The sequence below is a fragment of the Micromonospora sp. A200 genome (assembly GCF_029893845.1).
GTDB classification, from domain to species: domain Bacteria; phylum Actinomycetota; class Actinomycetes; order Mycobacteriales; family Micromonosporaceae; genus Micromonospora; species Micromonospora purpureochromogenes.
On record NZ_JARXXY010000002.1, the window covers coordinates 345,775 to 371,213 of the forward strand.

The following is a 25,439-nucleotide window of genomic DNA, read 5'->3' on the forward strand; positions in this document are numbered from 1 at the left end:
CGTCGGTCGCCCACCTGACGGCGGAGATGGTGTTGACTTGACCGGTGGCGACAGGAAGAACGACTACGCAGCGCGGTGGACCGGGGCAAACCCGGCGGGCGGTGCTGCGCGCGGGGGCACTCCTGACGGCGGGCGGCGTGACCCTGCCGCTGACTGGCTGTGATCTTTTCGACCGGAACGAACCGCCCCCGCCGCCCGACCCGCTGGAGCCGCTGGCCGCCGAGTCACGTGACCTGGCCGCCCGGCACCGGGCCGCCGTCGCGGCCGACCCGACGCTGGCCGACCGGCTCACCCCGATCGCCGACGCGCACGCCGCGCACGCCGAGGAGATCCAGCGGCTGATCGGACGCTCCGCGCCCGCCGGCTCCCCGGCCGCCGGCGCCACCCCGCCGGGGACGGAGCGGGACGGACTGCTCGCCGAACTGCGAGCGGCGGAGAAGCGCGGCCGGGAGTCGGCCGCGAAGGCGTGCGGGGCGGCCCCGGCGGAGCGGGCCGCCGTGCTCGGCTCGATCGCCGCCGCCCGGGCCACCCACGTGGAGGTGCTGCGGTGACCCGGCGACAGGCACCCACCGACCCGGCCCAGGCGCTGGCGGACGCGCTGGCCGCCGAGTACGCGGCGATCTTCGCGTACGGCCCGATCGGGGTACGGCTCACCGACGCCGCCCGCCGCGACGCCCGGTCGGCCGAGGCGGCGCACCGGGCCCGGCGCGACGCGCTGGTGCTCCAGCTCAGTGCCGGGGGTGGCCAGGTCCCGGCGGACCGGGCCGGCTACGCGCTGCCGTTCCCCGTCACCGACCGCGCCGCCGCGCTGCGGCTGGCGGTCGAGGTCGAGGAGCGGACGGCGGCGTTCTGGCGCGCGGCGCTGCCGGTGACCACCGGCGCGGACCGCACCCGGGCGTTGAACGCGCTGACCGACTGCGCCGTGCGCGCCACCCGGTGGCGGCGCTCCGCCGGGGTGTCGCCGGTCACCGTGGCGTTCCCCGGCCGGCCCACCTGAGCGTGCCGACCCGCGTTCCGGTTGCGGAGCGCATACCAGGTATGCATACTCCGTTGCCATGTCCATCCGTCACGGCCTGCTCGCCCTGCTCGAGCGTGGCCAGATGTACGGCTACCAGTTGCGCGCCGCGTTCGAGGAGTCGACCGGCTCGACCTGGCCGCTGAACATCGGGCAGGTCTACACCACCCTCAACCGGCTGGAACGCGACGGCCTGGTCCGTTCGCTGCCCGAGCACGAGGGCGGGCAGCGGCCGTACGAGATCACCGACGCCGGGCGGGCGGACCTGACGCTCTGGTTCGCCACCCCGATCAGCCGCGCCGACCGGCCCCGGGACGAACTCTCCATCAAGCTGGCCCTGGCGCTGACCACCCCCGGCGTCGACGTCCGGTCCGTGGTGCAGACCCAGCGCAGCGCGACCATGCGCACGTTGCAGGAGTTGACCCGGTTGAAGTTCGCCAGCGACCGGCCGGAGGACCTGCCCTGGCGGCTGGTGCTGGACGCGATGGTGTTCCAGGCCGAGGCGGAGATCCGCTGGCTGGACCACTGCGAGACGAGCCTGGTCCGGTACCGCCCGGCCCCGCCCACGAGCCCCGCCGGGGGGCCCGGGGCGGTGTGGCACGCCGACGAGGAGGCCCGCCGGTGAACGACGGCGACCACGAGCGGGCGGGCGTGCGGTGAACGCGGCCGGCGGTCCGGTGCTCGAACTGCGGGAGGTGCAGCGCACCCACGGCGGGGGCGCGGCCGCCGTGCACGCGCTGCGGGGGGTGAGCCTCACCGTCGAACCGGGCGAGCTGGTCGCCGTGATGGGCCCCTCCGGCTCCGGCAAGTCGACCCTGCTGACCCTGGCCGGCGGGCTGGACAGCCCCACCGCCGGTGAGGTGTGGGTCGAGGGCCAGTCCCTGGGCGCGCTCGACCGCCGCGAGCTGGCCCGGCTGCGCCGCCGCCGGATCGGCTACGTCTTCCAGGACCTCAACCTGCTCGGCAGCCTCACCGCGGCGGAGAACGTGGCGCTCCCCCTCGAACTCGACGGCGTCGGCGTCCGGCCGGCGCGCCGGGCGGCGCTGGCCGCGCTGGACGAGGTGGGGTTGACCGGGCTCGGCGGGCGCTTCCCCGACCAGATGTCCGGCGGCCAGCAGCAGCGGGTGGCGATCGCCCGGGCGCTGGTGGGCGAGCGCCGGCTGGTGCTGGCCGACGAGCCGACCGGGGCGCTGGACTCGCAGACCGGGGAGGCGGTGCTGCACCTGCTGCGCCGCCGGGTCGACGCGGGGGCGGCCGGCGTGCTGGTCACCCACGAGGCCCGGCACGCCGGCTGGGCCGACCGGGTGGTCTTCCTGCGCGACGGGGTGATGGTCGACTCGACCGCGCCGCTGGGCGGTGTCGAGCAACTGCTCTCCGGCAGCGGTCGGTGAGGCGGTCGCCGGTGCCACGCGGCAACGGGCGCGTCGCCGGGGTGGTCGGGTCGTGGCGGGCCGCGCTGCGGATCGCCCGCCGGGAGGCGCGCCGGGCGCGGGGGCGTACCGCGCTGGTGCTGGCGATGATCACGCTGCCGGTGCTGGCGCTGACCTTCGTCGCGGTCAGCTACGACATGGCCGCGCTCACCCGCGGCGAACGCGCCGCGCAGCGACTCGGCGCCGCCGACGCCGAGCTGCGCTGGACCGCCGACACCGCGGTGACGCAGGACCCGTGGGGCGACAACACGTACCCGATCGGGAACGACAAGCCGCGCAGCCGCCAGGTCACCGCCGAGGAGGTCGTCGCGCTGCTGCCGGCCGGCAGCCGGATCGCCCGGGTGCGCTGGTGGGTGCCGTTCGAGGTACGCGTCGACGACGAACTCGTGGCCCTCAACGGCCGGTCGCTCGACCTGGCCGACCCGCTCGCCCGCTCGACGGCCCGGCTGCGCGCCGGCCGGACGCCCACCGGCCCCGACGAGATCGCGGTCAGCGTCCGGGCGTTGCGCCGCCTCGGAGCCGAGGTGGGCGAACGGGTGAGCCTGGCCGACGGCTCCCGGAGCTACGCGGTGGTCGGCGTGGTGGAGTTCCCCGACGACCTGACCGAGGTGGCCGCGCTGCACCCGGGGGCGGCGCTTCCGCCGGAGAGCGCGGCGGAGGAGAGCTGGCTGGTCGACCTGCCGGGACCGGTGGACGCGACACTGACCGACCGGCTCAACGCGCACGGCATCACGATCAGCGCGCGGACACCGGTCCCCGGCGCGGCCGTCGTCGAAGCCGACTCGACCCGTACGCCGGTCCCGGGCGACGCCGAGGAGACCGGCACGTTGGTGCTGGTCGGCGGGCTCGGCCTGCTGGAGGTCGTGCTGATGGTCGGGCCGGCCTTCGCCGTCGGCGTCCGCCGGCGACGCCGGGACCTCGCCCTGGTGGCGGTGGCCGGTGGCGACGAGGCCCACCTGCGCCGGATCGTGCTCGCCGACGGGGTGGTGCTGGGCGTCGGCGGGGCGGCGCTCGGGCTCGCGCTCGGCATCGCCGCCGCGTTCGCCGGCCGGCCGCTGGTCGAGCAGTACCTCTTCGGTGCCCGCGCCGGCGGCTACCGGGTCTTCCCGGCGGCGCTGGCCCTGATCGCGGCGGTGGCCGTGCTGGCCGGGGTGCTGGCCGCGCTCGCCCCGGCCTGGGCCGCGGCCCGGCAGGACGTGGTGGCGGGCCTGGCCGGACGGCGCACCGTTCCGCCGCACCGCCGCCGCTGGCTCGTGCTCGGCGCGGCGCTGACCGTCGTCGGGTCCGCGATCGCCGCGTTCGGGGCGCAGCGGAGCGGGCCGACGGTGATCCTCGCCGGGCTGACCCTCGGCGAGCTGGGGCTGGTCTTCGCCACTCCCACGCTGATCGGGCTGCTCGCCCGGGCCGGCCGGGCGCTGCCGCTGGCGCCGCGGATCGCGCTGCGCGACGCCAGCCGCAACCGCTCCTCCGCGGGCCCGGCCATCTCCGCGGTGATGGCCGCGGTCGCCGGCAGCGTCGCCCTCGGCGTCTACGTCGCCAGCGACGACGCCCGCACCCGCGCCGACTGGCGGCCCGGCGTCCCGCCCGGTCACGTGCTGCTGCTGCGGTCCGGGCCGGCGAACGAGGCGGGCCTGCCGCCGGTGCCCGCGGTCGCCGACCGGGTGCGGGCCGTGCTCCCCGCCGGCTCGCTCGGCCCGGTCGACGTGCCGATCTGCGCGGCGCCCCGCGAGCCCGACGACTACTGCACGGTCACCGCGATGCTGCCGCCCGAGCAGGTCTGCCCGTTCGAGGCGGAGGTGTTCCGGTCGGCCGCCATCCGGCAGCGGGCCCTGGCGGATCCGCGCTGCCGACGGCCGACGCCCAGTCCACAGGGGATGTACCTGCCGGTGCTGGTGGACGACGGGGCCGCCCTGCCGGCGCTCACCGACGCCCCGCCGGACGAGGTGGCGCGGGCGACAGCCGTGCTGCGGGCCGGCGGCGTGGTGGTGACCGACCCGCGGTACCTGGTGGACGGGACGGTGGCGGTGACGGCCGACCGGGCGTCCGAGGGTTCCGGTCCGCCGGTGAGCACCACCGTCGCCGTCCCCGGGTACGTGCTGCGCGGTGGCCTGCCGGTCGACCGGCTGGTGCTCTCCGCCCCGACGGCGACGAGGCTCGGCCTGGCCGCCGAACACCTCGGCTACGCGGTGCAGACCGACGGCACGCCGAGCGCCGCCCAGCAGCGGCGTCTCGCCGCCGAGCTGCGGTCGCTGGTCCCGGTGCTGGTCGAGGTGGAGTCGGGGCCGCCGGCGTCGGACCAGCGACCGCTGCTGCTCCTGCTGGCGCTCGGCGCCGGCGTGATCACCCTGGGCGCGGCCGGCACGGCCACCGGGCTCGCCGCCGCGGAGGGCCGCCGGGACCTGTCCACGCTCGCCGCCGTCGGCGCCAGTCCGGGGGTACGCCGCATGCTCTCCCTCTGCCAGGCCGGAGTGATCGCCGGTCTCGGCTCGGTGCTGGGCATCGTGGCCGGCCTCGGCTCGGCGGTGATCATCCTGACCTCGGTCAACCGCCAGTACGCCGAGGCCTGGCCGATGGAGACGCCGTACCCGGTGGTGGTGCCCTGGCCGACCCTCGGGGTGCTGGTGGTGGTGCCGCTGGTGGCGATGCTCGGCGCGGGCCTGTTCACCCGGTCCCGGCTGGCGGTGGAGCGACGGCTGGACTAGAGCGTGTCGCGTGGATCAAGGTGATGGGTTGCGGTAAATAGCGATCGGCCGGTCCCGCGGCGGGTCGACCACGAAGCTGCACCTGGTCGCCGACCTGCGGTGCCGGCCGATCGTGACCACGCTGACCGCCGGGCAGCGCCGCGACTGCACCGCCTTCGACACGCTGTTGGGCGGCATCCGCGTGCACCGTTCGGGCATCGGCCGGCCACGCACCCGCCCGGGGCATCTGCTGGCCGACAAGGCGTATTCGAATCGAAGTATCCGCGAGCACGTGGCGCGGCGGGTATCCGGGCGACCATCCCGGTCAAGGCCGATCAGCAGGCCGCCCGCCGCAGTAAGGGCTCACGCGGCGGGCGGCCACCGTCGTTCGACGCCGACCGCTACAAACAGCGGAACACCGCCGAGCAGTGCATCAACAAGCTCAAACAGTTCCGCGCCGTCGCGACCAGGTACGACAAGCGCCAGTTCATGTACCAAGCCCCGCTCGACCGGCGCGCTCTCCGTGGGCGGTGCCGCCACGGTCATCGCCAGGGTCACGGTGATCGCGGCGAGCACCGTCGCAGTCCCGGTCCTCGCGGACACCGTCGCGTCCGGCCGGATGCGGGGACAGCTCGACCGGCGGTGGGGTGATCCACTCGTACGCGGCCGGATCGGGCTTCGCGCTGCCTGTGTCGCGCACGGCTCACGTCCTGTCGCCGACCGCCGTCTCCACTGGCGGGATGGCCGCGCGTCCGACCAGGTGCGCGGCGAACAGCAACAGGGTGAGCACGATCAGCGCCCACAGAATCGATACCAGTATCGTTAGCGGGGCCAACGCGGCAACGACCAGGTTCGCTGCGCGGCGGCCGCCTACTGGACGCCGCGCCCGTCGCCAGATGAGGTGGTCGGCGAGGAGGTAGACGACGATTCCGCACGCCAGGGCCGCCTGCCCGACCATCGCCGGTGCGCCGAGGTCCTGTCCCGGCTTCGGCAGGGTCGTGCGCAACCCGAAAGCGACCAGCACGAGGCCGACGACGAGAAACAGGTGCAGGTACGCGTAGGCGTCCCGGGCCAAGGCGCCCCGTTGGCGGTTGGTGCGGAGCTCGATGAACCGTTGAGCGACGACGACGTCGCTGCCGACGTAGGTCCACCACAGCGCAGATATCAGGGCAGCGCTGAGGGCGACGGCGACGAAGGTGGGCATCGAGACAGGTGGGTCGCCGACGGCGATGCCGGTGGAGATGACCGCCTGGCCGAGCGCGATGAGGATGATCAGGTTGAAGCGGCCCATCCATCGGCTGACCGAGCGCAACCGCCAGTTGCGGGACCCGATGAGGTATCCACCGCCCACGTCGATGGCAATGGCGGCGATCCACCAGAGTGTGGTGATCGGTGTGAGCGGATCGCCGGTGCCCGGCGCGGTCAACACCGCGCACAGCAGCAGGCTTATCCCCACGCCGGTCGGTACCGCCGCTCGCACGACGATGGCGCGGAGGGCGTCGTCGTGGCGGAGCACCCACCAGAACGACACCAGGTGCAGCAACCGCACCGCCGCGTACGAGGCGACGACGATCAGCGGCCCGGGTAAGCCTCCGGGGACGTAGTCAAACGTCTGGGGTGTGGCAACGCCGAGCATCAGGGTCAGCGCCACCGCGACGAGGACGACGAGTCGCAGCGCGTTCCCCGCACTGCGGATCGTCATGGTGAACCAGGTGTAGTTGACCCACGACCACCACAGCAACGCCAGGACGGCCAGCCCCTGCAGCACCCCGATCAGCGACGGGTGCCGGGTCATCAGCACGGTGACCTGGATGAACGCGTACACGAAGACCAGATCAAGGAAGAGCTCCTCGGGGGTGGCATCCACCTCTCGGCCAGCCGTCACCGCGACGGCGCGATGCAGCTGGCGGTGGCGGCGCCGCAGCACCGTCACATGGGCCACCACCACACAGACCAGCGCGCCGGCGAGGAGCGTGAGCGACCCCAGAGCGGTCAAGCCGCGGGCCGGCACAACCAGAAGCGCCACGAGGACGAGGCAGAGCACGGGACCACGGCCGACCCGCCGGACGGTGCGCCACTCGAACGCCACCAACCCGAGCAGATACAGGACCACACCGCCGTAAAGAGCCGCCAGGTCCGGCACGGCCCACCGGTCAGGGTGACCGACGGGCGTCCCGCCGAGCGCTTTCTTGAGCCCGAACGCCACCAGGATGAGCCCGGCGATCATCGGCAGGTGTAGCAATGTGTAGGCGTCGCGGGCGCGGCGTGACCGCTCGTGCGGTGGGGTGGACTCCAGCGCCTGCTCGCCGGCGGGCGACGCGATGTCGAAGTACGCCCACCACAGGAACGCCACGACGACGAGTCCGAGCGCCGACCCGCCGAGCAGGGACCAGGTGATCGGATCGCCGCCGCCGAAGCCGCGACTCGTCCCGATCGAGATGATCGTCTCACCAAGCGCGATGAGCATGATCAAGTTGTGCCGCTCGGCCCAGTGCCGCACCGACGTCAGCTGCCACGTGCCGACGCCCGGTGCCCGCAGCCCCAGGTAGTCGATGACGATCGCGACCGCGAAGAGCACAAGCTGCAGGGCTTCCGTGTCGCGTCCGGGTGGGAGGTGGTAAGGCAGCAGGACTGCGCACAGCAGCAGCGGAAGGCTGCCGGCCAGCGGCAGCCAGGCGCGTGCGGCCGGGGTCCACGACCCCTCCTTGCCGCTCCGGGCACGCGAGACGATCACCAGGGACCCGACCCGGGCCGCCAGTAATCCGATGACGAATACGAGCGGCCCGATCAGCCCAGAGGGATGATCGACGAAGACCTCCGGAATGGCGACGGCGACGAGCAGGATCGTGATCGCCGCCGCGAACACCGCGATCGGCCGGGCTCCGCGGTCGAGCCGGACCAGGTTTCCCACCCATGCGTACCAGGCCCAACTGCGCCAGATCAGCGCCACCACCAGCGCTCCCTGAAGCACCCCGTCCAGGGCCGGGCGTTCCGCCATGAGATGGGTGACGTTGAGGAAGGCGTAGACGAAGACCAGATCCAGGAAGAGCTCCGAGCGCGTCACCCCGCCGTGCGTCGCGGCCTTCATCCGTCCACCGGCGCCGAATGCGCCCTGCGAGGCCACCTCCTCACCGCCGCCGGTCACCCACCTACTGTGCCTACGACGTCGTGGTTCAGGAGTGGAAACCGGGTAATGCCATCGTCGATGCCCCCGACGTGGTCCGGCCCGTGAGGGGAGCTCGGCGAATGTTTCGTCCCGCGGGCCAGCGGGCCGCTGCCTTCTGGCGGGCACGCCGGCACAGGCCAACTGAGCCGCAGGTTCCACAGCCCCGCGTGATCGGGAAAGCGGTTCCACACCGGACCGCACCGAGAATGATTCCCCCGCCCAGTCGGTGGCGCTGCTCCCTCCGCCGAGCGGGACCGGCTGTGGCGCCTGCTGGTCACCGAGTGGCCGGCGTACCGGACGTACGTCGAGCGGGCCGGCGGCCGGGAGATCCGGATCTTCCGGCTGGTGCCGACCGGCGGACCGGCCGGGCGACGCGCCGGACTGACCCGGGCGCGGCGGCCCGGCGCGACGGCCGGCGCTGGCTAGGGTGCGGTGTACCGACGGTGCGCGAACCGTGACGGAGGTGGTACCCGGTGGGCGTCAGCAGCACCGAGATCGGCGCCGAGGAGCACCTCGACGATCCACGGTGGCGGGTCGCCGAACGGGTGGCCGAGGCGGCCCGGCGGCGGTTCCCGGCGGACATCCTGGCGGTGGCGGTGCACGGCCCGTTGGCGCACGGCGACGACGACGGCGGCGGGGACCGGGAGGTCGGTCTGCTGCTGGCCACCTACCGGGCCGGGGTCGGCCCGGAGCCGTCGACCCGGCGGGTGGACGGCGTGCTGGTCGACCTCACCGTGGCCGGCGCGGAGGAGTACCTGCGGCAGGCCCGGGCGCTGACCGCGCTCTGGCCGTTGACCGCTGACCGGTACGTCACCACCACCGCCCTGTACGACCCGACCGGCTGGCTGCGCACCCTGCGCGACGAGCACCTGGGCCGGTTGGCCCGGGCCCGCCCGGCGGAGTTCAGCACCGCCGCCCGGCAGGCCTGGTACCGGGGCTGCGCGGCGCACGCCCGGGCGGCCCGGCTAGCCGAGTGGTACGAGACCGACCAGGCGCTGCTGATGCTCGGCGAGGCGCGGCTGGCGGCGGCCACGGTGACCGGGCTGCTCACCCGCACCTACTTCCGCGATCCCGGCGACGCGGTCCGGCGTACCGGGCTGGCGGGCGCGGACATGACCGAGGTGGGCGCGGTGCTGCGCCGGCAGGCCGACGAACTGGCCGCCCGCGGCCGCCCCGTCGACGGCACCGTCGACGACCTCCTCACCACCTAACCACCCCACCCCACCCCACCCACCGCCCGTGTTCCCGTGCGCCCTCTTTCACGGAAAGAGTGGCTATCCGACGCGGAATAGCCACTCTTTCTCGGGAAGTGCGCGCTGGGAGGGGCCGGAAGGGGGTTAGCTGAGGCCGCCCTGGATGCCGATGAGGGCGCCGACGAGGTAGGTGGCCGCGGCGGCGGCGGTGCCGAGCAGGAGTTGGCGCAGGCCGCTGGTCCACCAGGGGCGGTTGGTGAACCGGGCGACGATCGCCCCGGCCACGAAGAGCCCCACCGCACCGACGCCGAGCGCCAGCCAGAGGCTGGTGAAACCGAGCAGGTAGGTCAGCAGCGGCACCAGTGCCCCGACCGAGAAGCAGAGGAACGACGAGGTCGCCGCCGACCAGGGGTTGGGCTGCTCGTCGGGGTCGACGCCCAGTTCCTCCCGGACGTGCATCCGCAGCGCCTCCTCCGGGTTGCGCCGGACCGCCTCGGCGACCTGGGTGGCGAGGTCGCGGGGCAGGCCCCGGGCGACCCACGCGTCGGCCAGCTCGCGGGCCTCCGCCTCGGGGTGCCGCTCCAGCTCGCGCCGTTCCTTGGCCACCTCGGCGGCGACCTGCTCGTTGGCCGAGCGGACGCTGGTGTACTCCCCCAGCCCCATCGAGATGGCGCCGGCGACCAGGCCGGCGGTGCCGGTGAGCACGATGCTGCGCGGGGAGACGCCACCGCCGCCGACGCCCGCGATCAGGGCGATGTTGGTGACCAGCCCGTCCATCGCGCCGAAGACGGCCGGGCGCAGCCAGCCGCCGGACACGTCCGCGTGGTGCGCCTCGCGCAACGCGGCCGGGGTCTCGGTCACGGCAGGGTCAGGATCTCGTAACCGTCGTCGGTGACGACGATGGTGTGCTCGAACTGGGCCGTCCACCTGCGGTCCTTGGTGACGACCGTCCAGCCGTCGTCCCACATGTCGTACTGGTAGGTGCCGAGGGTGATCATCGGCTCGACGGTGAACGTCATCCCTGGTTCCATGATGTCGGTCGGGCGTGGGCTGTCGTAGTGCGGCACGTAGAGGCCGCTGTGGAAGGCCTCGCCGATGCCGTGACCGGTGAAGTCCCGCACCACGCCGTAGCCGAACCGCTTGGCGTACGACTCGATGACCCGGCCGATCACGTTGATCTGACGGCCGGGCTTGACCGCCTTGATGCCGCGCATCATCGCCTCGTGGGTGCGCTCGACCAGCAGCCGGGCCTCCTCGCCGACCTCCCCGACGCAGAACGTCGCATCGGTGTCGCCGTGCACCCCGTCCAGGTACGCCGTGACGTCGACGTTGATGATGTCGCCGTCCTGGAGCACGGTGGAGTCGGGGATGCCGTGGCAGATCACCTCGTTGAGGCTGGTGCAGCAGGACTTCGGGAAGCCCTTGTAGCCCAGGGTCGACGGGTAGGCGCCGTGGTCGACGAGGAACTCGTGCACCACCCGGTCGATCTCGTCGGTGGTCACCCCCGGCTTGCAGTGCTCGCCGGCGAGCTGGGTCGCCTGGGCGGCGAGCCGACCGGCGACCCGCATCTTCTCGATGGTCTCCGGGGTCTGCACGTGCGAGCCACGCCACTCCTGCGGACGCTTCTTGCCCACGTACTCCGGACGGACGATGTGGCCAGGAACCGCTCGCCACGGGGAGAGCGTGCCTGGGGTCAGCGGCGCACGGACGGTCATGGCGACAGCCTATCGCCGAGCCCTGCGGTGACCCCCGCCACGGCCGGGCCGCGACGGTTGTTGCCGTGCGCATACGGCTGTGCCATTGTGGCTGCGTGGATCAAGGAGGAGCACCTCCCGTCTTCTCCGCGAGCGCGGAGCTCGACGGCGACCACCTCCACGTCGTGGTGACCGGCGAGGTCGACATGGCGACCGCCGACACGATGTTCCAGGCCGCCCTGCGCGAGCCCGCCGGGCGGGTCACGCTGGACCTGCGGGCCGTGACGTTCTTCGACTCGGCCGCCATCCACGCCGTCGTCCGGCTCGCCCAGCGCGTTCCCGGCCGGCTGGCCGTGCTGCCGTCCCGGCAGGTCGCCCGGGTGCTGGAGATCGCCGGCCTCGGCGAGCAGGACTGGCTGCGCCGGGACTGACCGGCGCCGGGTGCCCGGGGGCCGGCCTCAGTCCCGCAGCCGTCGGGTCAGTCGCACTTCCGTCCCGTCCTCGCCCCGGCTGACCGTCAGCTCGCCCAGCGCCTGGATCAGCGCCAACCCCCGGCCGCGGAAGCCCGCCCCGGTCGACTCGCGCCACTGGCCGCTGTCGCGCACCGTCGCCACCACCGTCCGGTCGGCGATGGTCACCTCGACGCTGATCGTCGGGTCGGTGGGCGCCACCGGGTGCTCGATCGCGTTCGCGGCGGCCTCGGAGACCGCCACGGTCAGGTCGAACAGGTCGGTCTCGCCGACCCGGTGGGCGACCAGGAAGTCCTCCAGCCGCTTGCGCAGCACGCTGAGCCGGGTCGGGTCGGCCGGCAGCCGCAGCGCGAACCGGTTGAGCTCGACGGCCTCCAGCGCCAGCACCGCGACGTCGTCGTGCCGGGTCCGCTCGGCGACCCGCTCCACCACGGCGTCGACCAGGTCGGCGACATGCTCGCCCCGGACGGCGGCGTCCCGGCGGAGCTGGGCCAACGCCTCGTCGATGCCCACCTGCCGGTCCTCGACCAGCCCGTCGGTGTAGAGCAGCAGCCGGCCACCGGGGGCCAGTTCGCCCTCGACGGTGCGGTACGTGGTGCCGGCGATGGCGCCGATGGGCGGACCGAGCGCCGCCTCGTGCAGGAACGCCACGTCGTCTCCTCGGATCAGCAGGGGGGACGGATGGCCGGCGCTGGCGTACCGCAGCCGGCCGGTGCGCGGGGAGAACCAGAGGCACACGACGGTGGCGAAGGACTGGCGCTCGGTCGAGCCGACCAGCCGGTTCAGCCGGGTCAGCGACTCCCCCGGGTCGTAGCCCTCCAGCAGGTACGCCCGCAACCCGTTACGCAGCTGGCCCATCGCGGCGGCGGCCTGGACGCCCTTGCCGACCACGTCGCCGATGACCAGCACGACCTCGCCGTCGGCGACCCCGATCACGTCGTACCAGTCGCCGCCGACCTCCACGTCGGCGCTGCCGGGCAGGTAGCGGCTGGCCACCACCGCGCCGGGCAGCTGGGGCAGCGTCCGGGGCAGCAGGCTGTGCTGGAGGGTGGTGGCGATACGGTGCTCGGCCTCGTAGAGCTGGGCGTTCTCCAGGCGTACCCCGACCAGGCGGGCCAGTTCGGTGAGCGCGGCCTGCTCGGTGCCGTTGCCCTCGCGGTGCCACACCCGCAGCTCGCCGAGCTGCGCGCCGGCGGTGCCGGTCAGCGGCAGCACGCGCGACGGCTCGGCCGGGACGGTCCCGCCGGCGTCGACCTCGTGGCGGGCGCCGGCGGTGGTGACGAGCACCCGGGCCGCCTCGACCAGGCTGAGCGCGTGCCGGGCGGCGACCTGCACCACCTCGGCGGTGGACCGGGCCGTGTTGACCGCCACCGCCGCGTCGGCAAGCGCCCGGAGCCGGCGGATGATCTCACCGCGCAGCTGGCCCAGCTCGACGTTGGCCCGGACCCGGGCGATCAGCTCCTGCCCGGAGAAGGGCTTGGTCAGGTAGTCGTCGGCGCCGACGGAGAGCCCGGCGACCGCCTCGGCGGCGCCGGCCCGGGCGGAGAGCAGCACGATCGGCACGTGCCGGGTCCGCGGGTTCGCCCGCAGCGCCGTGACCAGGCCGAAGCCGTCCAGCCGGGGCATCATCACGTCGGTCAGCACCAGGTCGAAGGAGCTCTCCATCGCCTGTTCGAGCGCTGCCACGCCGTCGGGCACCGCCACCACGTCGTACGACGGGCCGAGCAGTCGGGTGACGTGTTCGCGCAGGTCGGCATTGTCGTCGGCGAGCAGGATCCGGCCGGTGCCGGCGGTCACCGCCCGGTCGTCCGGCTTCGGCGGGTGCGCGACGTCGCCGCCGTCGCCCCAGATCGCGGTCTCCGCGACGTAGAGCCGGGCCTGCTGCGGCTCGGCCAGCGGGGCCGGCGCGCCGCTGGCGACCCGGTCGGCGGGCAGGTGCGCGGAGCCGAACGGGACCGTCACGGTGAACGTGCTGCCCTCGTCCACCCGGCTGCTCACCACCACCCGGCCGCCGTGCATCTCGACCAGCTCGCGGACCAGCGCCAGGCCGATCCCGGTGCCCTCGTGGGTGCGCGAGCGCACGCCGGGCACCCGGTGGAAGCGCTCGAAGACGTGCGGCAGCTCCCCGGGCACGATGCCGACGCCGGTGTCGCTGACCTCCAGCCGGGCGACGCCGTCGACCGCCCGGATCCGCACCCGGATCTCGCCGTCGAAGGTGAACTTCAGCGCGTTCGACACCAGGTTGAGGACGATCTTCTCCCACATGTCCCGGTCGACGAAGACCGGCCCGGGCAGCGGCGGGCAGTCGACCACCAGGCTCAGCCCGGCCCGCGCGGCGGCCGAGCGGAAGGTGCTCACCAGCCGGGAGGTGTAGTCGGCCAGGTCGGTGGGCTGGTAGTGGGCGGCCAGCCGGCCAGACTCCAGCCGGGAGAAGTCGAGCACCGTGTTGACCAGCTTGAGCAGGCGCAGCGCGTTGCGGTGCATCACCGTCAGCCGGTCGGTGTACGCCGCGGGCAGCGCCGGATCGGCGAGCATCTCCTCCAGCGGCCCGAGGACCAGGGTCAGCGGGGTGCGGAACTCGTGGCTGACGTTGGCGAAGAAGTTGGTCTTGGCCCGGTCGAGCGCGGCCAGCTCGGCGGCGCGGGCCCGCTCCTGGGCGTACGCCCGCTGCTGCCCGACGGCGCGGGAGATCTGCGCGGCGACCAGGTCGAAGAAGTTGCGGTACTCGTCACCGAGGAACAGCCGCCGGGAGACGCCGACGACCAGCACCCCGGCCGGCTCGTTGGTGGCGGTCAGCGGCAGCACCAGGGCCCGGTCGGCGGCCTCCGGCGGCACCGTGCCGAACAGGTCGGCCACGTCGATCTCGGCGGCGACGCCCTCCTCGGCGACCCGCAGCAGCGCGGGCGGCGCCTCGGCCGGGATGTTCCCGGGGCCGGTGCCGCTGCACGCGGCCAGCGCGAGCTGACCCGTGCCGTCGTAGAGCCGGACGCGGGCGAAGGGGATGTCGGAGCGGTACCCGTCGAGCACCTCGGCGGCGATCCGGCCCACCTCCGCCCCGGTGCGCGCCTCGCCGAGCCGGGAGCCCAGCTCGGCCAGCGCCCGGAGCCGGCGCTCGCCGAGCACCCGGCCGGTGGTCTCGTTCACGAAGCAGAAGACCCCTTCGACCCGCCCGTCGGCCGCCCGGATCGGGTCGTACGAGACGTCGAAGAAGACCTCCTCGACGAAGCCCTGCCGGTCGATGACGAAGGGGTGGTCCTCACCGTGGTACGGCTCACCCGTGCGCAGCACGCCGTCCAGCACCGGGCCGAGCACGTCCCAGGTCTCGGTCCAGTGCTCCCGGGCCGGCTGGCCGATGACACCCGGGTGCTTGGTGCCGATGGTGGGCAGATAGGCGTCGTTGTAGAAGGTCCGGTGGTCCGTGCCCCAGAACATCGCGATCTGGGCGCGGGAGGCGAGCATCATGCTGACCGCGTGGCGCAGCGCCGCGGGCCAGGTGTCGGGGGTGCCGAGGGGGGTGCGGGACCAGTCGTACCCGGCCAGCCTCCGGCCCATCTCGCCACCGGCCGCGAACGCCTCGGCGAGCTGCGGAGGGAGTGAGCCGTCGCCGGACCGACCCGACGAGTTCCGCTCGCCCTCGCCCACCTGGGCCGAGCTCATGCACCCTCCCGCTACGGCCGTGCCCCGCGACGCCTCGGCGTTCACCGGCCGTGCCCCGCCTTCTACCCAGACGGATCAGCAACGTAACGCATCGGCCCCAACGGACGCTGGTTACCTGAATCTCATCCTGCCGTCACCGGCGGCGGACCGCTCGCCCGGAGCGGGCCCGGCTTGCCGGGGCGGCGGGTCAGAAGACCGGCAGGCCGTCGATGCTGGCGGCGTTCTTCCTGCTCCGGTACGCCGCCAGATCCTCGTCCGTGCGGCGGGAACCCCACTCGATCAACAGGTCGCGTTCGCCGCGGTAGTCCATCAGCGGCACCGCGTACCCGCAGGAGTCGCTGACCCGGTCGACGGCGACCGTCACCACGCTGCGGACGGCATGCGGGTCGGGCGGGTCGGGGAAGCCGGCGAGCCGGGCCGGGAAGCCCGGGTCGGTGAGCGGGGTGGTGACGCCCCGGCCGTGCAACCGGACAATCTTGGGCGGGCCGGTGAAGGCGCAGAACATGACGGTGACCCGCCCGTTCTCCCGCAGGTGGGCCAGGGTCTCCGCGCCGCTGCCGTGGTAGTCCAGCCAGGCCACGGTCAACGGGTCGACGACGAGGAAGGTGCCGCGCATCCCCTTGGGCGAGACGTTGACGTGCCCGTCCGGCCCGGACGGGGCGGAGGCCACGAAGAACACCGGCTGCGCCTCGATGAACTCCCGCAGCCGTCCGCCGATCTCCGGATACACCTTCCCCATGCCGGTCATCCTCGCACCCGTCGCCGAACAGTGGGACGCCCGTTCCCGTCAGTTGGAACGGGCGGCCCGGACCAGGGCGGTGACCGGGCGCGGGTCGGCCTCGTTCTCCGGGTGCCACTGCACCCCGAGCAGGAAGCGCCGACGCCGGTCCTCGACCGCCTCGACGACCCCGTCGTCCGCCCAGCCGGTGGCGACCAACCGCCCCGGGTCGGCGACCCCCTGATGGTGGTAGGAGTTGACCCGGTCCACGCCGGCCATCACCGCCCCGGCCAGGCTGCCCGGCGCGAACCGGACCGGGTGCGCGCCGTACCGGCCCGGGGCCGGGCGGTGCCGGTCGTGGCCGACCACGTCCGGCAGGTGCTGGTGCAGCACCCCGCCGTGGGCGACCACCAACAACTGCAGACCCCGACAGATCCCCAGCACCGGCAGGTCGGCGGCGAGCGCGCCGGCGAGCAGCGCCAGCTCGCCGGCGTCCCGGTCCGGCCGGGGCTCGGTACGCGGGTCGGGCGGCTGGTCGTACCGCTCCGGGGCGACGTCGGCGCCGCCGGCCAGGACCAGCCCGTCGAGCACCCGGACCACATCGGCGTCCACGTCGTCCGGGGGCAGCACCACGGCCCGGCCGCCGGCCGCGCTGACCGCCCGGACGTACGCCTGCGGCACCAGGGTCGCCGGCACGTCCCGCCACACCGCCCAGGCGGCGGGCTCCACGTACGCGCTGATCCCGATCAGCGGGCGGCTCACCGGGCCGGCACCGTTCGCGACTGCGGGGCTCGCAGACCCGGCTCACTCCTCGCGCTCACCGGGCCGGCCGTTCGCGACTGCGGGGCTCGCAGACCCGGCTCACTCCTCGCGCTCACCGGGCCGGCACCGTTCGCGACTGCGGGGCTCGCAGACCCGGCTCACTCCTCGCGCTCACAGTGGGGTGACGTACGCGCCGGTGATGCCGCCGTCCACCACGAACTGCGCGGCGGTCATGAACGACGCGTCGTCGCTGGCCAGGAAGGCGACCGCGGCGGCGATCTCCTCCGGAGCGCCGAACCGCCCCATTGGCACGTGCACCAGCCGACGGGCGGCCCGCTCCGGGTCGGCGGCGAAGAGCTCCAGCAGCAGCGGGGTGGCGACCGGGCCGGGGCAGAGCGCGTTGACCCGGATCCCCTCCCGGGCGAACTGCACGCCCAACTCCCGGGTCATCGCCAGCACCCCGCCCTTGCTCGCCGTGTACGCGATCTGCGAGGTGGCCGCCCCCATCAGCGCGACGAAGGAGGCGGTGTTGATGATCGAACCCTTGCCCTGCCGGCGCATGTGCGGGATGACGTACTTGCAGCAGAGGTAGACGCTGGTGGTGTTGACCCGCAGCACCCGCTCCCAGGCGTCCAGGCCGGTCTCCAGGATGGAGTCGTCGTCGGGCGGGGAGATGCCCGCGTTGTTGAACGCAACGTCGACCCGGCCGTGCCGCTGCACCACGCCGTCGAAGAGGTCCCGGACGGACGCCTCGTCGGCCACGTCGCAGGCGACGAACTCGCCGCCGACGTCGTCGGCCGCCCGCTTACCGGCCTCGGTGTCGATGTCGACGCAGACCACCCGCGCGCCCTCGGCGGCGAAGCGCCGCACGGTGGCCAGCCCGATCCCGCTGCCCGCCCCGGTCACCACGGCCACCCGGTCCTGAAGTCGTCCCTGCACGCTCGTCACTCCTCTGTGCTGATGAACACGTTCTTGACGTCGGTGAAGGCGTGCAACGCGTCCGGGCCCAGCTCACGGCCGAGGCCGGAGCGCTTCATCCCGCCGAACGGGGTCCAGTACCGCACCGAGGAGTGCGAGTTGACGCTCAGGTTGCCCGACTCGACGGCGCGGGCCACCCGCAGCGCCCGGCCGACGTCCCGGGTCCAGACCGACCCGGACAGGCCGTACTCGGTGTCGTTGGCCAGCCGCACGGCGTCGGCCTCGTCGTCGAACGGGAGCACCGACACCACCGGCCCGAAGACCTCCTCCCGCCAGTGCCGGTCGGCCGGCGACTCGGCGAGCAGCACCGTCGGGGCGTGCCAGTAGCCGGGGCCGTCGGGGCACGAGCCGGTGAAGGCGACCTTCGCGCCGTCGACGTACCCGGCGACCCGGTCCCGGTGCGCGGCCGAGATCAGCGGCCCCATCTCGGTGCTCTCGGCGGCCGGGTCGGCCACCCGGAAGGCGCGCACGGCCGGTTCGAAGAGTTCGAGGAAGCGGTCGTACGCGCTGCGCTGGACCAGGATCCGGGAGCGGGCGCAGCAGTCCTGGCCGGCGTTGTCGAAGACCGCGTACGGCGCGGTGGCCGCCGCCTTCGCCAGGTCCGCGTCGGCGAAGACCAGGTTGGCGCTCTTGCCGCCCAGCTCCAGGGTCACCCGCTTCACCTGTTCGGCGCAGCCGGCCATGATCCGGGTGCCGACCTCCGTGGAACCGGTGAAGCAGACCTTGCGCACGGCCGGGTGGGTGACGAACCGCTCCCCCACCACGCCGCCCTGCCCCGGCAGCACGGTGAACACCCCCTCGGGCAGGCCCGCCTCGACCGCCAGCTCGCCCAGCCGCAGCGCGGTCAGCGGGGTCAGCTCGGCGGGCTTGAGCACCACCGTGTTGCCGGCGGCGAGCGCCGGGGCGAAGCCCCAGCCGGCGATCGGCATGGGGAAGTTCCACGGCACGATCACCCCGACCACGCCGAGCGGCTCGTGGAAGGTGACGTCCAGCCCGCCCGGCACCGGGATCTGCCGGCCGGTCAACCGCTCCGGGGCGCCGGCGTAGTAGTCGAGCACGTCCCGGACGTTGCCCGCCTCCCAGCGGGCGTTGCCGATGGTGTGCCCGGCGTTGTGCACCTCCAGCCGGGCCAGCTCCTCGAGGTGCGCGTCCACCACCGCGGCGAACCGGCGCAGCAGCCGCGCCCGGTCGCCCGGCGCCACGCCCCGCCACCTCTCGTACGCCCGCGCGGCCCGCTCGATCGCCGCGTCCACCTCCGCCGGCGAGCTGGCCGGCACCTTTCGCAGGATCTCCCCGGTCGCCGGGTTCCGCACGTCGGTCACCCGTCCCACCCTGCCCTCTCCACGGTGTCTGCGCAGCTGTCGTCCCGGCGCGTCGCGCCGGTCCCGCGCCGGCCCGACGAGCGGCCGGGGCGGGCGGCCTCAGAGGCGTTCGAAGCCACGGACGAGTTCCCAGTCCGTCACGGCGGCGTCGAAGGCGGCCAGTTCGACCTTCGCCTGGTTGGCGTAGTGGGCGACCACCTCGTCGCCGAAGGCGTCCTTCGCCACGGCGGAGGACTCCCAGAGGGTGCGGGCGTCGCGGAGGGTGGCGGGGACCCGCTCGGCGGCCGGGTCGTCGTACGCGTTGCCGCTGCACTCCTCGCCCAGCTCCAGCTCCCGTTCGATGCCGTGCACCGCCCCGGCCACCAGGGCGGCGATCGCCAGGTACGGGTTGACGTCCGCGCCGGGCACCCGGTTCTCCACCCGCATCCCCTGCCCGTGGCCCACCAGCCGCAGCGCGCAGGTGCGGTTGTCGGTGCCCCAGCGCAGCGCGGTCGGGGCGAACGAGCCGGGCTGGTAGCGCTTGTAGGAGTTGACGTTCGGGGCGAAGAAGAGGCTCAGCTCGCGCATGGTGTCGAGCAGCCCGGCCAGCACCCGCTGCCCGGTCACCGACAGGTGGGCGGGCCCGTCGCCGAGCATCGCGGAGCGGCCGTCGGCGTCGCGCAGCGAGAAGTGGATGTGGCAGGAGTTGCCCTCGCGGGCGTTCGGCTTGGCCATGAAGGTGATCGACATGCCCTCCTGGGCGGCGATCTCCTTGGCCCCGTTCTTGTAGATGACGTGGTGGTCGGCACAGGCCACCGCCTCGTCGTACCGGAAGGCGATCTCGTGCTGGCCGAGGTTGCACTCGCCCTTGGCGCTCTCCGGGGTCAGCCCCGCGCCGGCCATCTCGGTGCGGATGCGGCGCAGCAGCGGCTCGACCCGGGCGGTGCCGAGCAGCGAGTAGTCAACGTTGTACTGGTTGGCCGGGGTCAGCTCGCGGTAGCCGCGCCGCCACGCGTCCTCGTAGGAGTCGCGGAAGAGCACGAACTCCAGCTCGGTGCCGGCGTACGCGGTCAGCCCGTGCGCGGCCAGCCGGTCGAGCTGGCGGCGCAGGATCTGCCGGGGCGAGGCGACCACCGGCCCGGAGGCGTCCAGCCACTCCAGGTCGGCCAGCAGCATCGCGGTGCCCGGCTGCCAGGGCACCCGGCGCAGGGTGGCCAGGTCCGGCCGCATGGCGAAGTCGCCGTAGCCGCGTTCCCAGCTCGACATGGCGTACCCGTCGACGGTGTTCATGTCGACGTCGACCGCGAGCAGGTAGTTGCAGCCCTCGCTGCCGTGCCGGACCACCTCGTCCAGGAAGAAGGGGGCGTGGAACCGCTTGCCCTGCAACCGGCCCTGCATGTCGGTCAGGGCCAGCACCACCGTGTCGATCTCGCCGCCCCGGATGGCGACTCGCAGTTCTTCCAGCGTGAGCGGAGCTTTCCTCATCGGCGAGCCTCCATCACCAAGGTCTACCGGCCTAGCGGATCACCGTCAATGCCCCCGCTCCGGGCCCCGGCAAACCCGGGGCCCGGAGCCGAGTCCGTGGTCAGGCCGGCTCGTCGGCCCGCGCGGCGTCGGTGGCCGCTCGCGGCGCCGGCAGGTCGACGGTACGGCGGGGGCCGGTGAACCACTTCCGGGCCGAGGCGTACCACCAGACGGCGACCAGCAGCAGCACCCCGCCCACGGCGAGCGGCGCGTAGTTCACCGCCGACCAGCTGAAGTCGGCGTTGCCGGGCACCCCGGCGGGGACGATCGGCAGCACGAAGTAGACCGAGATGACGGCGATCTCGATCACCGCGATCCAGCCGAGCAGCTTGTACTTCGGGCCCAGCGTCCACGGACCGGGCTGGAACCGGTCCCCCATCCGCAGCCGCAGCGCGATCGGGATGACGAACGACAGGTAGAGCCCGATCACCGCCACCGAGACCACGGCGTAGAAGGCGACCGGGATGCCGGACGGGCTCTCGTAGAGGGCGGGCAGGGTGAGCACCAGCCCGGCCAGGGTGGCGCCGATGATCGCGTTGGCGGGGGTGCCGTTGCGGTCCACCTTCGACCAGAGCCGCCAGCCGGGCACCGCGCGGTCCCGGCTGAACGCGTACGTCATCCGGCTCATCGAGGTCACGCAGCTCATCCCGCAGAAGAACTGGCCGATGGTGGAGATGATGATGACGGCCTTGAAGAAAAACGGCGTCAGCGCGGTCTCGAAGATCGCCCCGGAGAACCCGCCGGCCTCGTTGATCGCGTCGACGTCGGTGGCGGCGAAGAGGAAGGCCAGCAGCAGGATCCAGCCGCCGACCGCGGAATAGAAGATCGACCGCCAGAGTCCCTTGGCGGCGGCCTGCGACGCGCCCCGGGTCTCCTCGGAGACGTGCGCGCAGGCGTCGAAGCCGGTGATCGTGTACTGGGTGAGCAGGAAGCCCAGTGGGAGCACGTAGAACCAGAAGGTCAACCCGCCGGTGTCGCCGTCGCCGAAGCCGGAGTTGTTGAACCGCTCGGTGAAGACGAACTTGAAGCTCTGGTGGTCGTCCGGCACCAGCAGCAGGATCGCCACCACGGCCGTCGCGCCGGCCACGTGCCACCAGACGGAGACGTTCTGGAGCACGTCGATGATCCGGTGCCCGAAGATGTTGATCAGCCCGTGCAGCACCAGGATGATCACGAAGAGCAGGAACGCCTGGCGCAGCGTCCCCGCCCAGCCGTCGAAGAGCGCCGACAGGGTCAGGTTGAGGAAGGTCGCGCAGCCGTAGTCCACCGAGGCGGTGACGGCGACCAGCCCGATCAGGTTGAGCCAGCCGGTGAACCAGCCGTGCACCGGGCGGCCCATCTTCGCCGCCCACCAGTAGATGCCGCCCGCCGTCGGGTACGCCGAGACCAGCTCGGCCAGGCAGAAGCCGATGATCAGGATGAACAGCGAGATCAGCGGCCAGCCCCAGGAGATGGCGACCGGGCCGCCGTTGTTCCACGCCTGGCCGAAGGTGGTGAAGCAGCCGGCCAGGATCGAGATGATCGAGAACGAAATGGCGAAGTTGGAGAAGCCGCTCCACTTGCGGCGCAGCTCCTGCTGGTAACCGAGTTCGGCGAGCCGTCGGGCGTCGTCGTCCATCGGTTGCTCGGCGGTCGGCGAGGGCGTCGTGGCCACAGCACACCTCCCTGAGGTGATCCCCGGTACGAGTGCGCCCGAGTCTCGTCCCGTGGATCACCGCGGTCAATCCGTCGCAGGTCCCGAACTCCGCAAATTGCGTTGCCGACCGGGGCGGCCCGGCGGCATGCTTGAGCCCGTGACCAGGCCCGATCGCGACGGGCCTTCCCCGGGCGCTCGGCAACGCCCGGTCCGCGGCGGCGCGGGGCGCTCACCTCTCTCTCACTCGTACGGCGATCCGCCGTACCCGACGGGGGCCCCGCGCCGCCGCCCCTTCCGTCCGGGCGGTTCCGCTTCGGCGAGAAGGGCCGGGCCACCGGGCTCTCCTCATTCGGGTGGGAGGGTGGTCAGCCGCGGGCCCTGGCCCAGGCGAGGAAGCGCTGGGTGAGGTCGAGCCCGGTCTGTGAGTGGAGCTGACCGAGCTGGTCGCTCGCCTCGACCATCAGCCCACCCAGGTAGACCAGCAGCCCGGTCCGGTCGTCCCGGTACTCGACGAGGAGGGCAAGCCGCGCCGGCTGGCAGGGCCACTCGGCTGCGCAGTTACGGCACCGCCAGAGCGGACGCATGGGGGCGTGCGGAATCGGCCGGCGGCACATCAGCGCATCCGCAACGCGATGGCCCGCGCCTCCTCGTCGTTCAGGGGCAGGAACCAGAGGAAGCGCTTCACGATCTCGGGCGGCTCCGGTCCCTCGGGCCTGCCGCGCAGGTCGCGGATGGCCGTCCCCATCAGCAGCGACATGATCGAGATCAGGTTGGCCGTGTCCAGCCGTTCCCTGGGTATCGACCGGAAGGCCCGGCAGGGCCACGGGTCGCCGCAGGTCTCGCAGACCCAGTGCGGGCTGTAGGCGAGGTGCCCGCCGATCATCCGGCCGTTTCGGACGTCGAGCGCCCTCACGAAAAACCGCCCCTCGCCCGCAACTGCTGAGCCGGCGTCAGGTTGCCGGCGCGGCCGGGACCCTGCATCGGCAGGGGGCGGGTTGGCTGGCGCATCCACTCGGGCAGATTCGTGCCGCGTACCCGCTTCGGCAGTGGGGGTAGGGCGTTGGACCGGCACCGGTACCAGCGAAGCAGGTTGCGCACGTCGACCTCCTCGGAAAGGTGGGAAGGGGCCGCTCCCGTACGGGGGAAGGGAGCGACCCAGCAGAACCCGCCCGAGCCCCGTCCGGCGACGAGCAGGTCCGCATGAGTGACAGTCTGTTGAGGACGGCACTACTGTCGGAAGGCGTTGAACCCGGACACGGCGGCGGTCTGGCGGCCTGGTGCTGCATCTGGCGACGCTTGGCGATCTTGACAAATCCCTGGGGGAACCATGGAAGGTGAGCAGACTGTCGATCTGATCCGCGCACAGCTCCGCAAGCAGCGGGCGCTGATCGGCATGAATCAGGAGGAGTTCGGCCGGCGGGCCAACTACTCAGCCTCCACGGTCTCCGCTGTGGAGACCGGAACCCGCCCGCTCGATCTGGCGTATGCCAAGCGGGCCGACGAAGTGCTGGATACCGATGGCCTGTTCGTGTCCATGCTCCGGATGGCGCAACGAGAAGGCCAGCCCTCATGGTTTCGACCATGGTTGGAGGCTGAGCGCGCCGCCATTCAGCTCCGGTACTTCAATCCCACCCTGATCCCCGGCCTGCTCCAGACGGCGAACTATGCCCGCGCGGTGCTGCGCTTCGACGACACGAAGCCGGAGGACGAGGTCGAGAAGCAGGTGGCCTCACGGATGGAGCGGCAGGAGATCCTGACCCGCGAGCGCCCTCCCCAGGTCGTCGCCGTCATCGACGAGCCCGCTCTTCGTCGCACCGACGCGATCATGGCCGAACAGCTGGCGCACTTGCTGCGCATGGCCGAACTACCCCACATCCACGTCCACGTCATCCCAGGCGACGCAGGGCTGCACGTCGGGCTGTCCGGGCCACTTGCGCTGGCCAGGTCAGCGGACGGGAACTGGGTGGGGCACATGGACAATCAGCTTGCTGGCTCCGTAGTCGACGGCGAGGCTGGAGTGGCTACGCTTCTGGCGATATGGGAGAGCGTGAGGGGTGTCGCCCTCCCGCGCGCCCTATCGGTCGCCTTGATGAAGGAAGTAGAGAGCCAGCATGGACCTCAGTAACGCTCAGTGGAGGAAGTCCACCCGGAGCAACACGGCCGGTGGCGACTGCGTCGAGGTGGCCGACAATCTGCCCGACATGGTGGCCGTTCGCGACAGCAAGGACCCGGCAGGCCCGGTGCTCGCCTTCGAGCCGACGACCTGGAAGGCGTTCGTCGGCTTCGCCAAGCGGCGCTGACCACCAACGCAAGTGAGGGCCCCCAGCACGATGCTGGGGGCTTCTCCGTGCCGACGGCCTGGCCCGCCCATTTCGGCGTCCAGGTCTCGACGTCCGGGTGTTCGGGCTGGACGGCCTCGGGCACTTGGCAGTTCATTCAGCAGGCGGAGGCTTGCCAGGGGCCGAACACCTCATTCTGGCGAACCCGTCCCGCGTGGTCCAGGGCGACCGCGTGACGCACCAGCTCTCCGACCTTGTCGGCACGACTCCGAAGGATGCCTGACCCAAGCACGAACCCTGCTCGGGCGTCACGTCTGCGCTGGCAGGGCTGGCCGATGCTCGATGCACGATCGCGCCGAGATGGAGAGACTCGCCTGCGTTGCCGAATCACCTGAGCGCCGTTGCGAGTTCGGCGGCGTTCTGGAACGCGGAGGCCGCCCGTTCTGATTCATCCGCGTTCAGCTCGACGCGTTCGACACGGGCCAGCATCTCGCTTGCGGTATCAAGGTCGTGCAGCACCACCGCGAGTTCGGCGCGGTACACGAGGACCTCTATCTGTGCGACCGGATCGTCCCCGGCCTGGGGGCGGGCCAGTGCGCTGTCGAGGATCCGGACGGCCTGCCGGACATCGCCCCTGGAATCGGCCTGCACGACAGCGTTCGCCAGAGCCTTGGCCAGGCGCCCCGCTGGCGTGGGTTCAGGGGCGGCGGCCTGGTGGACGACGCGGATCCAGTTGCCGCCGGGGTCGATGACGCTGAACCCGCTCACCCCGTCAGAGTTCTTCCGCGCCCGAGGCCGGGTCATGCGCGGCGTTCCGGACACCAGAACCTTCCCGTACGCGGCGCGCATGCCTCCGGCGAACGCCCGGTGCAGTCCTTCGATGTCCGAGGTGAGGACCAGGCAGGAGCCGTAGGACTGCTCAGGGTCGAAGCCGG

The 25,439-nt window shown here is 73.0% G+C and carries 22 protein-coding genes and 2 pseudogenes; 11 read left to right on the forward strand and 13 right to left on the reverse strand.

Features of this window, described 5'->3' with window-relative positions; translation table 11 throughout:
• The first annotated feature begins 101 nt into the window (after positions 1-101).
• The 6 genes and pseudogenes from M2302_RS03495 to M2302_RS03520 all read left to right on the forward strand — a co-directional run.
• Positions 102-551, forward strand: coding sequence for a hypothetical protein (locus M2302_RS03495; RefSeq protein WP_280836495.1), 450 nt, complete (start codon positions 102-104; stop codon positions 549-551).
• On the forward strand, positions 548-997 hold the full coding sequence (locus M2302_RS03500) for a ferritin-like domain-containing protein (RefSeq protein ID WP_280836496.1): 450 nt from the start codon (positions 548-550) through the stop codon (positions 995-997). The genes M2302_RS03495 and M2302_RS03500 overlap by 4 nt, the downstream gene beginning before the upstream one ends.
• Before the next feature lie 58 nt (positions 998-1,055).
• On the forward strand, positions 1,056-1,640 hold the full coding sequence (locus M2302_RS03505; RefSeq protein ID WP_280836497.1) for a PadR family transcriptional regulator: 585 nt from the start codon (positions 1,056-1,058) through the stop codon (positions 1,638-1,640).
• A 31-nt stretch (positions 1,641-1,671) separates the two neighbouring features.
• Entirely contained in the window at positions 1,672-2,406 is a 735-nt protein-coding gene (locus M2302_RS03510; RefSeq protein ID WP_280836498.1) for an ABC transporter ATP-binding protein, read from the forward strand.
• 11 nt (positions 2,407-2,417) lie between these two features.
• Positions 2,418-5,147: an FtsX-like permease family protein gene (locus tag M2302_RS03515; protein ID WP_280836499.1), complete on the forward strand. Its 2,730-nt coding sequence runs from the start codon at positions 2,418-2,420 to the stop codon at positions 5,145-5,147.
• Positions 5,148-5,510: 363 nt separating this feature from the next.
• A pseudogene (locus tag M2302_RS03520) lies at positions 5,511-5,606 on the forward strand (IS5/IS1182 family transposase); the annotation flags it as partial.
• A 223-nt stretch (positions 5,607-5,829) separates the two neighbouring features.
• Here M2302_RS03520 and M2302_RS03525 read toward each other — a convergent pair.
• On the reverse strand, positions 5,830-8,271 hold the full coding sequence (locus M2302_RS03525) for a low temperature requirement protein A (protein ID WP_280836500.1): 2,442 nt from the start codon (positions 8,269-8,271) through the stop codon (positions 5,830-5,832).
• 264 nt (positions 8,272-8,535) lie between these two features.
• Here M2302_RS03525 and M2302_RS03530 point away from each other — a divergent pair.
• Together M2302_RS03530 and M2302_RS03535 are read left to right on the forward strand one after the other, a co-directional pair.
• Positions 8,536-8,718: pseudogene (locus M2302_RS03530) on the forward strand (hypothetical protein); the annotation flags it as partial.
• 47 nt (positions 8,719-8,765) lie between these two features.
• Positions 8,766-9,503: a nucleotidyltransferase domain-containing protein gene (locus M2302_RS03535; RefSeq protein WP_280836501.1), complete on the forward strand. Its 738-nt coding sequence runs from the start codon at positions 8,766-8,768 to the stop codon at positions 9,501-9,503.
• A gap of 126 nt (positions 9,504-9,629) precedes the next feature.
• On the opposite strand, the gene M2302_RS03540 is transcribed toward M2302_RS03535, so the two are convergent.
• Positions 9,630-10,346 (reverse strand): VIT1/CCC1 transporter family protein, encoded by a 717-nt coding sequence (locus M2302_RS03540; protein ID WP_280836502.1) that lies wholly within the window; start codon positions 10,344-10,346, stop codon positions 9,630-9,632.
• A complete protein-coding gene (gene map / locus M2302_RS03545) occupies positions 10,343-11,200 on the reverse strand; it encodes a type I methionyl aminopeptidase (RefSeq protein WP_088963427.1) in 858 nt (285 codons plus the stop codon). Before map ends, M2302_RS03540 begins: the two co-directional genes overlap by 4 nt.
• 95 nt (positions 11,201-11,295) lie before the next feature.
• Here map and M2302_RS03550 point away from each other — a divergent pair, with 95 nt between their 5' ends.
• Positions 11,296-11,610 (forward strand): STAS domain-containing protein, encoded by a 315-nt coding sequence (locus M2302_RS03550; RefSeq protein WP_280836503.1) that lies wholly within the window; start codon positions 11,296-11,298, stop codon positions 11,608-11,610.
• A 27-nt stretch (positions 11,611-11,637) separates the two neighbouring features.
• On the opposite strand, the gene M2302_RS03555 is transcribed toward M2302_RS03550, so the two are convergent.
• The 9 genes from M2302_RS03555 to M2302_RS03595 all read right to left on the reverse strand — a co-directional run bounded on the left by M2302_RS03555 (position 11,638) and on the right by M2302_RS03595 (position 23,138).
• Complete coding sequence (locus M2302_RS03555; RefSeq protein ID WP_280836504.1) at positions 11,638-15,306, reverse strand: SpoIIE family protein phosphatase; 3,669 nt, start codon at positions 15,304-15,306, stop codon at positions 11,638-11,640.
• A gap of 187 nt (positions 15,307-15,493) precedes the next feature.
• Positions 15,494-16,045 (reverse strand): pyridoxamine 5'-phosphate oxidase family protein, encoded by a 552-nt coding sequence (locus M2302_RS03560; RefSeq protein ID WP_280836505.1) that lies wholly within the window; start codon positions 16,043-16,045, stop codon positions 15,494-15,496.
• 48 nt (positions 16,046-16,093) lie between these two features.
• Positions 16,094-16,786: a gamma-glutamyl-gamma-aminobutyrate hydrolase family protein gene (locus tag M2302_RS03565; protein ID WP_280836506.1), complete on the reverse strand. Its 693-nt coding sequence runs from the start codon at positions 16,784-16,786 to the stop codon at positions 16,094-16,096.
• 171 nt (positions 16,787-16,957) lie between these two features.
• Positions 16,958-17,725: a 3-oxoacyl-ACP reductase gene (locus tag M2302_RS03570; protein ID WP_280836508.1), complete on the reverse strand. Its 768-nt coding sequence runs from the start codon at positions 17,723-17,725 to the stop codon at positions 16,958-16,960.
• Positions 17,726-17,730: 5 nt separating this feature from the next.
• Complete coding sequence (locus M2302_RS03575; RefSeq protein ID WP_348529398.1) at positions 17,731-19,086, reverse strand: aldehyde dehydrogenase family protein; 1,356 nt, start codon at positions 19,084-19,086, stop codon at positions 17,731-17,733.
• A gap of 99 nt (positions 19,087-19,185) precedes the next feature.
• Complete coding sequence (locus M2302_RS03580) at positions 19,186-20,550, reverse strand: glutamine synthetase family protein (protein ID WP_280836509.1); 1,365 nt, start codon at positions 20,548-20,550, stop codon at positions 19,186-19,188.
• A 100-nt stretch (positions 20,551-20,650) separates the two neighbouring features.
• Positions 20,651-22,243: an amino acid permease gene (locus M2302_RS03585; RefSeq protein ID WP_280836510.1), complete on the reverse strand. Its 1,593-nt coding sequence runs from the start codon at positions 22,241-22,243 to the stop codon at positions 20,651-20,653.
• A gap of 347 nt (positions 22,244-22,590) precedes the next feature.
• On the reverse strand, positions 22,591-22,809 hold the full coding sequence (locus M2302_RS03590) for a flavin reductase (protein WP_280836511.1): 219 nt from the start codon (positions 22,807-22,809) through the stop codon (positions 22,591-22,593).
• Positions 22,810-22,838: 29 nt separating this feature from the next.
• Positions 22,839-23,138, reverse strand: coding sequence for a hypothetical protein (locus tag M2302_RS03595; RefSeq protein ID WP_280836512.1), 300 nt, complete (start codon positions 23,136-23,138; stop codon positions 22,839-22,841).
• Between the two features lie 414 nt (positions 23,139-23,552).
• Here M2302_RS03595 and M2302_RS03600 point away from each other — a divergent pair, with 414 nt between their 5' ends.
• Together M2302_RS03600 and M2302_RS03605 are read left to right on the forward strand one after the other, a co-directional pair.
• Positions 23,553-24,350, forward strand: a complete 798-nt coding sequence (locus M2302_RS03600; protein ID WP_280836513.1) for a helix-turn-helix transcriptional regulator — start codon at positions 23,553-23,555, stop codon at positions 24,348-24,350.
• Complete coding sequence (locus tag M2302_RS03605) at positions 24,337-24,525, forward strand: DUF397 domain-containing protein (RefSeq protein ID WP_280836515.1); 189 nt, start codon at positions 24,337-24,339, stop codon at positions 24,523-24,525. Before M2302_RS03600 ends, M2302_RS03605 begins: the two co-directional genes overlap by 14 nt.
• Before the next feature lie 366 nt (positions 24,526-24,891).
• Here M2302_RS03605 and M2302_RS03610 read toward each other — a convergent pair.
• The coding region (locus M2302_RS03610) for a VOC family protein (protein ID WP_280836516.1) at positions 24,892-25,439 on the reverse strand (548 nt) is incomplete at its 5' end.

Coding starts and splice junctions, on each gene's coding strand:
- M2302_RS03505 (WP_280836497.1), top strand. CDS start 1,056: ATGTCCATCCGTCACGGCCTGCTCGCCCTGCTCGAGCGTGGCCAGATG.
- map (WP_088963427.1), bottom strand. CDS start 11,200: ATGACCGTCCGTGCGCCGCTGACCCCAGGCACGCTCTCCCCGTGGCGA.
- M2302_RS03555 (WP_280836504.1), bottom strand. CDS start 15,306: ATGAGCTCGGCCCAGGTGGGCGAGGGCGAGCGGAACTCGTCGGGTCGG.
- M2302_RS03560 (WP_280836505.1), bottom strand. CDS start 16,045: ATGGGGAAGGTGTATCCGGAGATCGGCGGACGGCTGCGGGAGTTCATC.
- M2302_RS03580 (WP_280836509.1), bottom strand. CDS start 20,550: ATGAGGAAAGCTCCGCTCACGCTGGAAGAACTGCGAGTCGCCATCCGG.
- M2302_RS03590 (WP_280836511.1), bottom strand. CDS start 22,809: ATGCGTCCGCTCTGGCGGTGCCGTAACTGCGCAGCCGAGTGGCCCTGC.
- M2302_RS03600 (WP_280836513.1), top strand. CDS start 23,553: ATGGAAGGTGAGCAGACTGTCGATCTGATCCGCGCACAGCTCCGCAAG.
- M2302_RS03605 (WP_280836515.1), top strand. CDS start 24,337: ATGGACCTCAGTAACGCTCAGTGGAGGAAGTCCACCCGGAGCAACACG.